16 protein-coding genes are annotated in these 13,992 nt (G+C 40.9%); 8 read left to right on the forward strand and 8 right to left on the reverse strand.

The genetic code is table 11. The features are described from left to right. Positions 1-444: 444 nt before the first annotated feature. Complete coding sequence (locus tag MKY93_RS16080) at positions 445-636, forward strand: hypothetical protein (protein WP_340760192.1); 192 nt, start codon at positions 445-447, stop codon at positions 634-636. A 34-nt stretch (positions 637-670) separates the two neighbouring features. Beyond that, positions 671-907 carry a hypothetical protein gene (locus MKY93_RS16085; RefSeq protein ID WP_078818431.1) on the forward strand — a complete coding sequence of 79 codons (237 nt, stop codon included), beginning with the start codon at positions 671-673 and terminating at the stop codon, positions 905-907. A gap of 201 nt (positions 908-1,108) precedes the next feature. On the opposite strand, the gene MKY93_RS16090 is transcribed toward MKY93_RS16085, so the two are convergent. Both MKY93_RS16090 and MKY93_RS16095 read right to left on the reverse strand, forming a co-directional pair. Next, entirely contained in the window at positions 1,109-1,804 is a 696-nt protein-coding gene (locus MKY93_RS16090) for a polysaccharide deacetylase family protein (protein ID WP_340760195.1), read from the reverse strand. Positions 1,805-2,085: 281 nt separating this feature from the next. Further along, the gene (locus tag MKY93_RS16095; RefSeq protein ID WP_340760197.1) at positions 2,086-2,388 is read right to left on the reverse strand and encodes a YunC family protein; all 303 of its coding nucleotides are present in this window, start codon (positions 2,386-2,388) and stop codon (positions 2,086-2,088) included. A 150-nt stretch (positions 2,389-2,538) separates the two neighbouring features. Here MKY93_RS16095 and MKY93_RS16100 point away from each other — a divergent pair, with 150 nt between their 5' ends. Both MKY93_RS16100 and MKY93_RS16105 read left to right on the forward strand, forming a co-directional pair. Beyond that, positions 2,539-4,122 carry an amidohydrolase gene (locus MKY93_RS16100; RefSeq protein WP_340760199.1) on the forward strand — a complete coding sequence of 528 codons (1,584 nt, stop codon included), beginning with the start codon at positions 2,539-2,541 and terminating at the stop codon, positions 4,120-4,122. 51 nt (positions 4,123-4,173) lie between these two features. Then, positions 4,174-4,671 (forward strand): TspO/MBR family protein, encoded by a 498-nt coding sequence (locus MKY93_RS16105; RefSeq protein ID WP_340760201.1) that lies wholly within the window; start codon positions 4,174-4,176, stop codon positions 4,669-4,671. Positions 4,672-4,863: 192 nt separating this feature from the next. On the opposite strand, the gene MKY93_RS16110 is transcribed toward MKY93_RS16105, so the two are convergent. Together MKY93_RS16110 and MKY93_RS16115 are read right to left on the reverse strand one after the other, a co-directional pair. Beyond that, positions 4,864-5,088: a hypothetical protein gene (locus tag MKY93_RS16110; protein ID WP_340760203.1), complete on the reverse strand. Its 225-nt coding sequence runs from the start codon at positions 5,086-5,088 to the stop codon at positions 4,864-4,866. Positions 5,089-5,174: 86 nt separating this feature from the next. Beyond that, positions 5,175-6,194, reverse strand: coding sequence for a YsnF/AvaK domain-containing protein (locus tag MKY93_RS16115; RefSeq protein WP_340760205.1), 1,020 nt, complete (start codon positions 6,192-6,194; stop codon positions 5,175-5,177). Between the two features lie 140 nt (positions 6,195-6,334). Here MKY93_RS16115 and MKY93_RS16120 point away from each other — a divergent pair, with 140 nt between their 5' ends. Further along, positions 6,335-6,742 carry a YugN family protein gene (locus MKY93_RS16120; RefSeq protein ID WP_009498544.1) on the forward strand — a complete coding sequence of 136 codons (408 nt, stop codon included), beginning with the start codon at positions 6,335-6,337 and terminating at the stop codon, positions 6,740-6,742. A gap of 75 nt (positions 6,743-6,817) precedes the next feature. Here the strand turns inward: MKY93_RS16120 and MKY93_RS16125 are convergent, their stop codons facing one another. Then, complete coding sequence (locus MKY93_RS16125; RefSeq protein ID WP_078818437.1) at positions 6,818-7,150, reverse strand: hypothetical protein; 333 nt, start codon at positions 7,148-7,150, stop codon at positions 6,818-6,820. Between the two features lie 77 nt (positions 7,151-7,227). Further along, positions 7,228-9,420 (reverse strand): YhgE/Pip domain-containing protein, encoded by a 2,193-nt coding sequence (locus MKY93_RS16130; RefSeq protein ID WP_340760208.1) that lies wholly within the window; start codon positions 9,418-9,420, stop codon positions 7,228-7,230. A 126-nt stretch (positions 9,421-9,546) separates the two neighbouring features. Between MKY93_RS16130 and MKY93_RS16135 the strand changes: the two genes are divergently transcribed. The 3 genes from MKY93_RS16135 (at position 9,547) to MKY93_RS16145 (ending at position 12,261) form a co-directional block, all read left to right on the forward strand. Beyond that, positions 9,547-10,230 carry a hypothetical protein gene (locus MKY93_RS16135; protein ID WP_340760210.1) on the forward strand — a complete coding sequence of 228 codons (684 nt, stop codon included), beginning with the start codon at positions 9,547-9,549 and terminating at the stop codon, positions 10,228-10,230. A 117-nt stretch (positions 10,231-10,347) separates the two neighbouring features. Next, positions 10,348-11,373, forward strand: coding sequence for an NAD(P)H-dependent flavin oxidoreductase (locus MKY93_RS16140; RefSeq protein WP_340760212.1), 1,026 nt, complete (start codon positions 10,348-10,350; stop codon positions 11,371-11,373). A 69-nt stretch (positions 11,374-11,442) separates the two neighbouring features. Beyond that, positions 11,443-12,261 (forward strand): STAS domain-containing protein, encoded by an 819-nt coding sequence (locus MKY93_RS16145; protein ID WP_078818440.1) that lies wholly within the window; start codon positions 11,443-11,445, stop codon positions 12,259-12,261. A 34-nt stretch (positions 12,262-12,295) separates the two neighbouring features. Here the strand turns inward: MKY93_RS16145 and MKY93_RS16150 are convergent, their stop codons facing one another. Beyond that, entirely contained in the window at positions 12,296-13,027 is a 732-nt protein-coding gene (locus tag MKY93_RS16150) for a YqcI/YcgG family protein (RefSeq protein WP_340760216.1), read from the reverse strand. Between the two features lie 138 nt (positions 13,028-13,165). Next, entirely contained in the window at positions 13,166-13,972 is an 807-nt protein-coding gene (locus MKY93_RS16155) for a DUF2935 domain-containing protein (protein WP_221837020.1), read from the reverse strand. Positions 13,973-13,992: the final 20 nt, after the last annotated feature.

A 13,992-nucleotide genomic window follows, 5' to 3' on the forward strand; every position in this document is an offset into this window, starting at 1 on the left:
ACAAGGCAAACTGACAGAAGAAAAGGTGTGAAGTAGTAAGTAGATCCTTTGACTCTGGAAGAGCTGCACAGCCTTGGCGGAAAATTTTCTTTACTGGCAAAAGGTACTCTCGTTTGGGAATCTGTTTTTGAAGGTTCCGTAGAAAGACAGGTTTACCAAGTAGTGCGAAAAGAAGTTTTTTGTGTAAGTGCAAGTAAAAGACCTGCTTTTAGTTTGTTTGAGCAGCGTAAGACGCATACGGCGAGTGTACACAATTTCGTCAGTATGGATAGTCGCAACAATCAAATTTTCCGCATAAAGCTTGAATGGAAGAGGACAGTCGGAAGTCGGTAAGCTCGACAGACGATTGCCCTCTTTCTTTTGTTTGTCATCAAACTGTATTGTTTATTCCGATTGAATTCGGGAAAACAGAGAATAAGCAACTACTATGAGGAGGAATTTACTATGAAAAAAAGAATGGCTATAACAGCGCTCGGTTTGGGTGCAGCTTACTTGATGCGAAACAAAGATTCACGTGATAAACTCTCACGTCAGTTTAATGAGTTCAATGACACACCGTTGCGTGGTGATCGCTCACATACAAACAGCCAACCGCGCGAACGAAAAAAAGGTCTACTCGGCAATTTGCTTAGCTGATGATCGAAGAAGACTATAAAGGAGTTGATGGCTAATGAATGAAAAGAAAAAAGTATTTACGGAAAAAGATCGCCCCGATGCGAAAGGGCCTTATATGGACAACCCTGAAAATCTGAAGACTGACAAAGAAAGTATTTACGATATGCATGAGGATATGCAAACCGTGGATTCCATTCCATTAGAAGATGTGCGAATGGAAGCAGAAGAAGAGCGTCATCAACGAAGAACAAAAGACCGCTCTTCCAGCGAAGAAAAATATGAAAAAGAATGAACACGAGATGATATCCTAACAGTTTTGTTGGGGTGAAAAATGCTGAAACAGTGTAAATAACAACCTACGCTAGGAAGTATTTTAAGAGAGAATTAGGAAGATAAACGGCAAGTAAAAACGCTCAGATCTTTTTCTGAGCGTTTTTTATACTATTTTACCAACCCAATTGAACTAAATCTCTACGTTAGTTAACTATATATATTATTTATCTTTTAATTTCTGAAGTTCATTCACTGTAACAAACTCATATTCTTCATCTATCAATAACTTAATTATATCTTCGACTAATTTGAGCTGTTCCCCAGACTCATCGTACATAGGATGCAGTAGAATAATCGAACCATTCTTTATATTTTGCTTCACGTAATCCATTTTATCAACAGCACTATCTGGTTCAATATTCCAAGTTATAGTGTCTCTCTTTTGCTTATTTAAATAATAAGGTAAGAATAATAATTTCTTGCCATTTGGAGGCCGGAAGTCTATCTCATCTTCATAACCGATCCTTCTAATCAAAATATCAGTTTCTTCAATTTCTTCTTTGATAAAGAAAGGAGATTTGAAAATCATCCGTCGGTGAGAATAGGTATGATTTCCAACCTGATGTCCTGCTTTTACAATTTTTTCAGCTTCTGTTAGGTTCATTTCAATTTCATTCCCAATAAGAAAAAATGTTGCTTTAATATTGTACTGATTTAACACTGCTAGAATACTATCAACATTTTTAGTTGGGCCATCATCAAAAGTTAAAGCAACTACCTTCTGATTTGTTTCTACATTACTTGTTAATCCGCCAAATAATTGAAATGTTCTAGAATTCATCAATTTATATGTACAAAATAGTAAAAGAAAAACTAATAATATGGCTATGCTAATGAATAGTATTTTCTTTTTCATAACTTTATTATACTCCCCTTTAAACTTTACGTAATCTTGTTCTTCTTTTATAGTAATTTATCCAATCCATTTTGAATACATTTTTTGTTTAACATATCTGTACCGTTCTTTGTACAATCATTTGTATGCACCCCTCTATACGCACGGATTTTAACAACATCGCATAAATTTACGCGGTGTTATTATAACTTATGAGAATTCGTGAATTGCATTCATTAAAACGTTAATTTAACAATAAAAAAGGGCACACCAATTCATGATGGAATTAGTGTGCCCTTTCCTTATGTCATTTTTAAAAGAGCTTCCGTTCCTTTCATCCCTGCTGTAATGCCTAATGTTTCAGCTTCTAATGTTACTGATTCCAGTGGTGCCGCTAACAGCTGTTCAATCGTTTTCACTCCGACCGCACGTCCTGCAATAATCTTTCGATCGGCCAGCACACTATTCAGCAGACCGACGTCTAACGCACCGCACATAATATATCCTTTGTCATTCGAAACTGTCAGCAACGTCGTCTTCGGCAGTCTGACCGTCACGGCTTGAAATGACTTCCCATCAATCAGGATCGATTTAGTGTCAATCAACTCATCCACCCCTTTCCAATTCAATATATGAAAGACATGCAGAAAAGTTGCTTACACAATAAGTTAGTTAATCCACCTCAAGCTCTTGAACAGTTCTATTGTTCATTCGCGGCCATCGGTTTACTATAGAGGCTACGAGGAGGGAACGGAATGAAGACGATTTGGCATAACGCGCTTTTTTATACGATGCAAACTGAAGGACAAACAATAGAGGCTTTACTAACGGAAAACGGAAAAATTACGGCGATCGGCTCTTATGATGAGTTAGAGGATCAAGCGGAGAAATCCGTTGATTTACAAGGTGCGGTCGTGTATCCAGGCTTTATTGATAATCATATGCACATAATCGGTCAGGGAGAGAAATTGCTTAGATTGGACCTTTCCCGTGCGGATTCATCGGATGAAATGATGGACATGCTGCTGCGTGCATACCCTGATCTTCCTGAAGATGAGTGGTTCATAGGAGAAGGATGGAATGAAAATAACTTTCCTGACAAAAAAATCTTCACACGCTACGAACTAGATCATGTGACGAATTCACCTATGCTCTTAAAACGCACATGCTGGCATGCTGCGGTCGTCAACACGAAAGCCTTGGAACTTGCAGGCATCACAAAAGACACACCTGACCCGGTAGACGGCGTCATCGTGCGTGATGACAACGGGGAGCCTACTGGACTATTGAAAGAGGGCGCCATGCAATATGTTTTACAACTACTGCCTGAACCTTCTGAAGCTTATGTAACAAAAGCTTTGCAAACATCCGTAGACCACCTGCTTTCTGTCGGATTAACAGGTGTGGTGACGGATGACTTAGGATACTACGGCGACTATAAAACTCCTTTGCAAGCCTTCCATAATGTACTAGGTAATGAACGGAAATTTCGAACATATTTATTGCGCCACTTCAGCGTCTTTCGGCAATTGATGGACAATCAAGCTGCATACAAAGAACCATGGGTCGAACCAGGTGAGATGAAATTTTTTATTGATGGCACCTTTGGAGGCAGTACCGCTTTACTTAGCACCCCTTATAAAGATGAACCGGATAACGTCGGAACTGCTGTCTTGACAGATGAGGAATTAGAAGAACGTGTTAAACTCGCACGCAAGTATGATGAAGCTGTTGCAATCCATATGATCGGTGATCTAGCAGTTGAAAAAGCATTGGATGTCATCGAAAAATATCCTGCACCGATAGAGAAACGAGATCGCTTTATACACGTCCTAATGCTTCGTGAGGATTTAGTGGAACGTATGGCTAAACTGCCAATCGTTTTAGATATCCAGCCTGCTTTTGTTCCCTCTGACTTTCCTTGGGTGCTGAATCGTCTCGGCCCCAATCGATTGGATTGGTCCTACGCTTGGAAACGACTTCTTGACAAAGGTTTCATTTGCGGAGGAGGGTCCGATGCTCCGATCGAAGATCCCAGTCCATTGCTCGGTATTCACGCAGCAGTTGCACGGCGCCAGCCTTTCGAACAGCATGAAGGCTATCTGCCAAATCAAAAACTTAGCCGCTATGAAGCCGTACAGCTCTTCACTTCAGGAGCTGCCGCGACGATTGGAAAAGCGAATTCACGCGGCCTGTTAGCGGTAGGTTTCGATGCAGATTTCACAATTTTGGAGGAGGATATATTTTCAGTTGAAACAGATCACATACCTGAAATTTCTGTCCGTATGACGGTCGTGGCAGGTGAAATGATGTACAAAAACAAGAAAAGTAAGCCGTGATAGTTTATTCCGGGACGGAAAGGGAAAACTTTTATAAAAGGAGGTTTTACCTTGGAACTGCTTAGTGTCAATGGAAAGTCGAATTGGAAAAGGTTGACCAAGAGTATCCTTATTCCTGTCGTAGGTGGGTCGGTCATCGGCTGGCTGGCCAATCGAAACACACAAGAACAATATGCTCAATTGGATAAACCAACTTTTTCTCCACCGGGTCCTGTATTTCCAATCGCATGGACCGCGCTTTATACAGTGATGGGAGTGGCTAATTACCGGGTAGAGCAGAAACAAGAAATGCTGCAGAAGAAAGACTCTGCCACCCCGCTCTATGATGTACAACTGGGACTCAATTTTCTTTGGTCGTTTCTTTATTTCAAATGGAATTTGCGGGGTACTGCGTTAGTTGAAATGACTATTTTATTAGGAGCAATCGCTATGACAGCCTATGAATTCAATAAAACCGATCGAACGGCTGGCGCGCTGATGATTCCTTACATCGGTTGGGTGATGTTCGCTTTAACTTTAAATTATTCTACTTGGAAATTGAATAGATGAGAGTTGTAATTAGAGCTGTTTGAAAGGTCGTTTTTCACGTGACTTTTCAAGCGGCTTTTGTTTATGCAAGAAGGATGGCGGTTTTAGTGCGGTGATGGAGAATTTTGTGCACCTCGTTGCTTCGCTTGGCTAAATACCTAAAAAAGGCTATCACTGAAAGATCTTTCACTTTCAGGACAGCCTTTTTTAAATTCAGTATGATCTGTTCATGCGCTCTGCGGTCTTATAAGCATCATACATGCCCCATATCCACACAATTGGATACGTGATAAATCCAATGAGCACAAACATTAGCAATGCATTTAAACTTTGCAAGATAATGAGCAATATACCTTTTACTATCTGCCCATTATAAATCTGTCCGACGCCAGTCCAGAAGAAACTTAGCACAGCGGCAATACCTGGATGCTTCAGCATACACTCTCTCCTTCTCGACTATTTATCTTTATTTTACCCTACTCGGAGAGAGAATAACAAGATGTTTGCAATATCGCGCGAGCTAATTAGAAACGATCTTTATCCAGAGGGTCTCCTTGGACTTCTACATCGCCTTCTTTATCAAGGCGCACTTCTTCGCGTTTCACAGATTCATGGATGGTTTCAGGTTCCTCAACCTGATGTTTTTTCAAGATGATTTCTTCCGTGACAACTGGTTTCTTGGTAACTTCCACATGTTCTTCTGTAACAGGAATCCGAATTGTCTCTTCATCTTCTTTAAATAAAGTTCCATCGTCGCTGAATTGACTGTCTGCGTTCAATTCAGTATCTACTACCGGTCTTCGCTCAATCGTAATTTCATCATGAGCCACATTCACATCTACAGATCTTTGTTCTTCCACTACTTCCTTCTCGAGGTGAACTTCTCCGCGCTTCATCCGTTGCTTGTCCACCTGCAAACGTTCTTCATGCAGACGCATCCGTTCTTCTTCTGTAGCGTTATCCGATAATGTGTTTATTCCTTTTGTGTAGGCAGTTTGATCGGTAGGTCTGTCCAAGACTGCTTCCGCGCCAACGCGTCCCAGCTCATCATCGTGATTCAGGTTTTGATTCGGCAAGGTTTTATTCAGACGATAAGCCGGATCTCCACCGTTCAATTCTTGATCTGTTACGCTCAGTCCATTTGCACCTAAGTTAATATCAGTACTCTTTCGATTTAGTCCATAGATGTGCGTGTTATCCAAGTATTGACGGTTTGCTTCTCCTTTGTCGACATAGAGCAACATGCCGCCTTGGTCAATTTCTTGATAATAGCGTTCCGTTTCTCCTGGGCCGAAGTCCAAATTATCGACCATTCGGTGTACATGGTCTTCTCCAGAAATGAAGCCCATAAAACGGTCCCACCAAGAGCCATCCGCCGACTTGACTTCTGCGTCTGTACGACTTCTCAACATAGTCAGCTGATCATCATTTTTCACTACGACATAAATATTCTCCTCAGGCCATCCTTCATTTTTCAGTTCCTGAACACGATTCATCAATTCTGTTTCGTTAAAATACATTCCTATATATCGTTTGTTATTCATGTAAATCTCCTCCTAAGTTTTAATAACCTGTCGTAATCTTGTTTTACCCCCTTGACAAATTAAGAAACATTTGAATGCATATTTTTCAAAATGTATAAAAACCACGGTACATAGGAATTCTAATAAAAAGGAGTGATTAAATGCTGGAATTGGAAACAATGATTGAAGGTAAACTCGCCAATTTCGGAGTCCTTCGCGATCAAGTGTGCAAGCACGGCTATCATTTCGGCGGTGGTTGGGATTATCATAAAGGATGTTTTGATTCAATCCTTCATAAAGAGGGCGGGGAGACCATTTACTTGCGCGTTCCATTCGAGGTGGATGAAGGCGAATTGGATGATTATCACACATCAATCAAATTCAAAAAACCGTATGTCATCAAGCATGTCGTCAATACTGGGCTTGATCGAGACAGCAGTTCATTAGTGAGCGGTTCATTCAATCAGTTCCAAGAGCCACTTGACCGCGATGCACAAATTCGCGATAAAAGTCGATGGGAAACTGCAGGTGAACTGGCAATCGAAGAAATACTTCAGTATTTAGAATAAAAACAAGAAAGAGGAAGCCCCTTCACTGACCATTCAGTGGCGGGGCTTCCTCATGCTGTTTTATTAGCCTGCTTCCTACTCGTTCAATGCCTGCACTTTTTCATTCATCCTTTTAGCATCAAGGACTTCCTTCGAAAACTGTTCAAAAACAGGTTGTAATTCACTTGTCAATTCCTCTAGTTCGGCAGCGGAATAAAAAAGAGATTCAAAATATATTGGTTGTTCCCCTGCTTCCAATAAAACACGCAACCGTTGCAATGGCTCTCTTCCAGCTACATCCTCATCCGACATGATCGGTTCTTCTGCCGCATAATTCGCCTGCTGCACCCATACATTACCAGTCTCCCCTTGTTGTTCAGCAGCGTTTGCAAATGTCAAGAATTCATCTAAACTTTCGGTTCGCTTCATACTGATCCCTCACTTTACTCTTTTACTTATCTTTCCCTGTTGATTTCCATTGAAACTCCTTCAGTTACATCTGAATTTCAATGAAATAGATCGGTTTCCCGCGATTTTGCCAGCAGCCGATTCGTCGCTTTATTTACTTTTTTCTTGAATAAAACACCGAACGTAATCATGAAAATTCCTATACTCACTAAAATGATAAGATCTTTCGTCGCACGAGCCCAGACAATTCCTCCTACTGCCTCCCTCATCAAATCGATCGCATGAGTAAACGGCAAGATTGGATTGATCCACTGGAAGAATTCCGGTAAAAGCATGACAGGATACGTACCGCCTGATCCTGCAATTTGCAATACTAACATTACGATAGCGAGCGCTTTCCCTACATCGCCAAACACCGACACCAGCGTATAGACAATAGACATGAACACCATGCTGATCAACATGCCGAACAAGATGAACAGTAACGGTTCTTTAACCGTCACTCCGAGCAGAAGGATATCGCCAATGGTTACGATCAGCGTCTGCAATAGTCCGATGAGCCCGAATGTAAACAAACGCCCTACATAAATTTGTCTCGATGTAAATTGTCCTTCCCGGTGAATATCCGTAGATAGTAATGAAATAAGTAAAAGACAACCTACCCATATTGAAAGCACCGTATAAAATGGAGTCATTCCTGTCCCATAGTTTTTAATGGGGAATAACTTATTTTCATTCAGTATTATCGGCTCTTCAAAAAAACTTCTCTCTGCCTGCGGATCATTTTGCAGCAACTCAATGATTTCATTAATATCCGTTTCCGCCTGTATGCTTTCAATACGATTAGCCAATTGGTTCACTTTGTCGTAGACATATGGATATTCATTCAACGCTTTTTGTACTTGCTGTTTTCCTTCATTCAAATCCCCGTCTGTACTAACTAATATCCTTTCAACTTCTGGTATCGTTTTTTGCACTTCTAGAAGCAGGCCCTTCGCATTCCTTAATGTTTTCAATGCTTGGGTAATTTCCTCACGTACAAACGGCTCAATCGTATTTACATATTCTTTCAGGAAGGAATCTGCTTGGATCGATGTATTTTCGGCAATTTGCTGTAAGTCATTTATGCTGTTTTTCATTCGCTCTTCTTCGCCTTGTACTAACACATCAATCATGCGGGCGTTATTTTGAATTTCTTGAATTTGATCTTTTAGATTGCCTGCCTTCTCAAGCGCGGCGTCAATCGGTTGAGATGAAGATGAGGATTCCAGCTCTCCGCTGTCTGCTTGGTTTAACTGTTCAACCAATTCTTTCACATTTGTGAGATCCTGCTCTAGTCCTTCCAGCTTCCCTATACTGCCTGTAACACGTTCATCCAGTTCCTTCTTCACTCGGTTCCACTCCGTAAAGTCAAGCTCGGTCTGCTGGACCTTTTTCAGAAACGCATTTGTCTCTTTTGTTATGGTAGATACTTTTTCAAGATCGGCTTTGATACGAGGCGAAGCCGACTCCAAACGTTTTTGGGCTACCGTCAGCTGACTGATCGTGTCATTGATAGTCTGCAAGCCTTCAGAAGTTGTTTGCTGTACTTCAGGCATCATCTTTTGTGCTTTTTTAATAATCTTTTGTGCTGAATTTGCGTCCCCAACAATTCCTTCCAATGTTTGATGAATACTCGGTAATTGCTTTTGGATATCGAAAACATAGGCTTCGAATTTCTTGATATCCGGTAAGTCTTTTTCGATTTCGATACCGAGGTCATTGAACATCTCAAGCACAACGCCGTTTACAGTGGAGATAAACCGACTGCTCACCTTTTCAACAATGACGGAAGCACCTTTTTCCGTGATCTTCGGTGCAATGGAATTCAATTTTTCATTAACATAATATTCGATTTCTGCTTTTTGTGGTTTTCCGGAAATGACTGTTCCCAGTTTGCTTGAAAAATCTTCCGGAATAAAAATAGCGGCAAAATAGTCACCATATTCTACTCCGTCCATCGCTTCCTTTTTAGTCGTAAATGTCCAATCCATGTCTTTGTTGTCTTGCAAGGTCTTGATCAATTCATCCCCAACATCAATTTGCTCATCACGCACTAAAGCGCCTTTGTCTTCATTTACAACTGCAACCGGCAATTGATCGGTGCGCGCATATGGATCCCATGCCGCGTAGATATTCAACCAGGCATATAATGATGGCAAAAATACCAAGCCGCCGATTAGAATGGCTGCTACCCAGTTCTTACTTATATTTTTCAGATCCATTTTAAAAATATTCCAACTTACTTTCATGAAGGATCTCCTCTTTTCTGCTGCATACTGTTATTAGCTACTATACCCATAACTCGGCAATTCAATGGAAGATCTGTGTAACTTTATATAAAATTCTCCGTCTACGTTTCAAAGGAGTGTTGCGAAATGAAGAAAGCGTTATTCCTTATAGGAGTTTTATTACTGGCAAGCTGTTCTGGCAAGCCCGCTCAAATATTGCCTTCTACTCAATCATCTGTAATTGACTGGGTAGATTTTGTAAATTGGGACGACACGACTTATACCGCGAATTATGAAACGAACGAGCTGGATAAGGTATGGAAAACGGAAAGAGCACTAGGAGAAGTCACGTATACGTTGGATGGTCATGCGGGCGCGAACCATACGGCAAAAAATGGAGATGCTGCGTACTTACCGAAAGGAACCAAACTGTATGAAATAAAAGGCTATGATCCCGCTTTTCGTATTCTGGCGAACGATAAAATATATGAAGTTTCGGAAGCTGGAAAAGCTGAAAAAGTTGAAGATTTCTTAGATATAGAAGGAAAAGTAAATCGAGTAATTCTGCAAAGTGAAGAAGATTTATCATTCATTGGAGAGTTTTCAGAGGTGCATGCGAAGGAATTCATTGATGATTTGCTGTCACTTCCATACGAGGAAGCTGGTCGAACAACCGAAGGTAAACGCGTTTTCTTCGGCATTGAATTGACAGATGGTTCTATGACCCGCTCCCTCTATTGGCCAGAAACCGGGTATATCAATTATGGGACAACAGCATCGGAGCGCTTGAAGGAAATTTTCGAAGCTGGAATGAAAGCATCAAATTACTAACTGGAGACTTCTTTAATCTACCAACAAATTTATATTTCCCAATTGTCTTCTTCCCTTCATATTTGGTAAACTTATTAGTAGCATGAAGATTACGAATATTTCAGGAGGAGATATCCTTTGCAACATCTATTCACACGTTTTATGGAGCATCCCATCATTCAAGCACCCATGGCAGGAGTAACGACGCCAGAATTTGTCGCTGCTTGTTCAGAGGCGGGGGCATTAGGATCAATCGGGGCGGGATATCTTACTGCGGAGGACACACGCCAGTTTATTCGAGAAGTTAAGCAACTAACAGATCGGCCCTTTCAAGTGAATTTATTTGTGCCCGAAATGAACATCGTGAATGAGGAACAAATCGAAAAAGCTTACCACTCGTTAAAACCTATCAGACAACAACTCGGCCTTTCAGAATGGCAGCCGTCATTTTCATCCAGTGAGTTTGATGGGCAAATTCAAGTGCTTGTAGACGAACAAGTTCCTGTTTGCTCCTTTACATTCGGTCTGCCTGAAAAAAACATCGTTACAAAACTGAAAGAGCATGACATATTTTTAATTGGCACAGCGACAACTGTGCAAGAAGCTCGACTGGCTGAGCATGCGGGAATGGACGCTGTAGTGCTTCAAGGTAGTGAAGCAGGTGGCCACCGGGGAGCATTTAACGGTGAAGGAGACATGCTGCCATTAGCTAAACTTCTCACAGATACTGTGAGTACTGTTCAAATTCCACTAATCGCGGCAGGTGGTATTTCTATGCAAGCTCACATCCACCATTTACTTTCGAATGGAGCAGAAGCTGTGCAAGTTGGCACTGCTCTACTTGCGACGGAAGAAAGCGGTGCGAATTCTCATTATAAGAAAGCGGTTCTTAACACCACTGAGAATTGTACCGTTTTCACCAAAGCCTTCTCCGGAAAGACGGCTCGCGGAATTCGCAATACATTTATTGAACAGATGGAAGGAAAACCGATCGCCCCCTATCCATATCAAAATGATTTAACAAAACCTATTAGAAGTGCTGCATTAAAAGAAAAGAAGCCAGAATACATGTCGCTTTGGGCTGGGATAAATGTTCATCGTTGCAGTGCCGGGAGTGTTAAAGAAGTAATCCAAGCATTGACTCTTTCTACTTCTCTTCTTTAACTCTATAAAAAACAGGTTTTAACAGGATAACGCATTCACGTACCTAAAGTTTCTTTTGAGGTGAACTTAATGACCAATAGTCCATTTGACAAAAAATTAGCAGAACTATTTTTAGATGAACATAAAGAAGAGTTTCAACAGGAATTATTGAAACAGGCTGTCAATGTGAAGGATCGAGTAAAAGAGATCTTGCAAATCGGCAATATTGACCTAATTAATAATGCATTTAAACTTGTACATTTTGTGATTTGGCAAGAAGAAGAGAAATTAAGCTTATTTGCAAAAAAAGAAGGGATTGCATGGGCTACCCACTCATTGACTGTTGACCTAAAACTGGAATGGGTTCAGGCAATTCGCCGAACATTGTGGATCAACATTCAGAGAATGATTGAACAATATAATATTACGAACTATGATCTATTCGAATTGGAGAAAAATGTAAATAATCAAGTCGATCGATTTCTCAATGAATTTTTCATTAATTACTCAACTTACAAAGACATGCTTTTGCGTGAGCAGCGTAAGCTCGTAGAAAATTTATCCGTACCCATTATTCCAATCAACTCAACTGTCAGTATTTTACCGCTAATCGGTACTATTGATTATTTTCGTGCGAAAGTGATGGAAGAACAAGTATTGACTAAGATATCGAAGCAACATATCCATACCTTAATCATTGATCTGTCAGGGATTGGAGACATGAAAACAGAAGTGGTGGATCAATTCTTGAAAATGATTGAAGGGGCTAAAATGATGGGATGCAATGTCGTCATTACGGGTCTCAAGCCTGACGTAGTCCGTAACATTGTAGCGTTAGGAGTTGTTTTCGATTCGCAAACCAAGACATGGGGTACCTTACAACAAGCATTAGATATGTATTTCCAATGATTTTAAGCGATACCTTTTGAGGTATCGCTTCTTCTTACATTTCTCTATGGCTAAAAGGACATTTCCCTCTTATCGGTTCGCAGTCATCCCCGATGAAGAATTGTTTCCATTCATTATGTGTCGGATCACCGAAATGGCTGATATCTGGATGTTTCGGCAACTTGTCCCATAGTTTTACACGCTCTCTTACTTTTTCGCGTGAGTTGATGCCGCCTTTTTCAGTTCCTTCAAGCCCCTTAAAAATCTTTCGTGGTTGAAAGCCGATTACCATAGAATTGCCTAAGTCTCGCGTTTTTCTTTGCTTATAGGCAGGTGCATTGCCGAAGGCAAAAATCGGCTCGCCATGAAAATGAAAATCCCATAAATGATGATCTGGATCACGTGGTGCATCTTGCGGCCATTCTTTTTCATCGGCTGTATGTAAATATTGAAGAATATCCCAAAATTGCTGACGGTATTCTTCTAGCGTACCTTCATTCGGAAATGGCTCCACGAAAACAAAGAGTCCATGACGCTTATGCTTCGGATTCTCGAATAACTCCAAAAATAATTCCATAGTTTTCGGCAAGTTCGACCAGTCATCTTGTGTAATATAACCGTATCGCAATTCGCCCTTCTTCTCACCATTCATTCCAAAATAACAAGGAAACGTCCGATCCGTAACCGTTTGGTGAAATGTCTGATACTCTCTCAGCAACCAATCCGGCAAATCACTCCGTTCCGTAAAGTCCTCTTTTGTCAATAAAGCATCTGATGTCTGGATCAATGGTTTAACCTCCTTCAAGCAAACTATACTGTTAACTTCTTTACCCTTACTCTCGAAAATCAAAACCTAGCTCTTGGTCGCCAAAAAATAGACAACATAGGATCTCTCCCATGCTGTCTATTTTGTTTGAAGAATAGTTTAGTTGGTTCTTGGCTTACTCGGATCACATGAAGGTTTCGCAATATCCGTGGTTTCAGAGAGTTTTATCAAGTAATAACACTCTTCTCTTGCCATATGATCCGCCATCAGAGCCGTAAACGATCCAAGGATTTCCTTGTTCATTTCCCATTCTTCCAGCTCACGTAAAAATGACTTAAAAATCGTCATCTCTAAATTGATATCCTGATGAAATTTGGCCAATGCAGGAAATTGAGTGACATTTGTTCTCAGAAAGCCAGCCATCTCCACTGCCTTTAAATAGAAAGCTTCCCATTCCTGCGTGAATTTCTGTCCTTTCTCTTTCAACGACTTCTCGACTCGATCCAAATTTGCATCAATAGCTCCTGCATGACCAGCGGCATCCAGCAGCCACAATAAGTCATGGTGAAGCGGATGAACAGGCGGCGGTACCTCCCCTTGAGCCAAGTATTCAAAGAGACGGATGGCTTCCTCTACTTCATTGACCATATGATTGATGAATGAAGGAGTTAAGGTGATTTTGATTTCACCCACTAATTGCGCTGCCACAAGCTGCAATTTGAAAAGGCGTATTTGTTCGCTGGCGGTTTTTGAAGTTTGCAGTAATGATTGCAGAGCCGGATTGTCCATTGGCCGTTTCGATTCGGTAAGCAATTGGTCAAATAACTGGATGAATGTATTCGCTTGTTGAATACGTTCAGCTTCGCCTGGTGCGAGAGAGTCATGAATGAACCGTGCATGGTCCCCTAGTATTTGCAACCAAAAATGCAATTCAAACAATGCTTCTTCTTGGTAATCCTTCGACAACAAAACACCCCCATCAATTA

It is taken from the genome of Sporosarcina sp. FSL W7-1283 (genome assembly GCF_038003105.1).
Classification (GTDB): Bacteria; Bacillota; Bacilli; order Bacillales_A; family Planococcaceae; genus Sporosarcina; species Sporosarcina newyorkensis.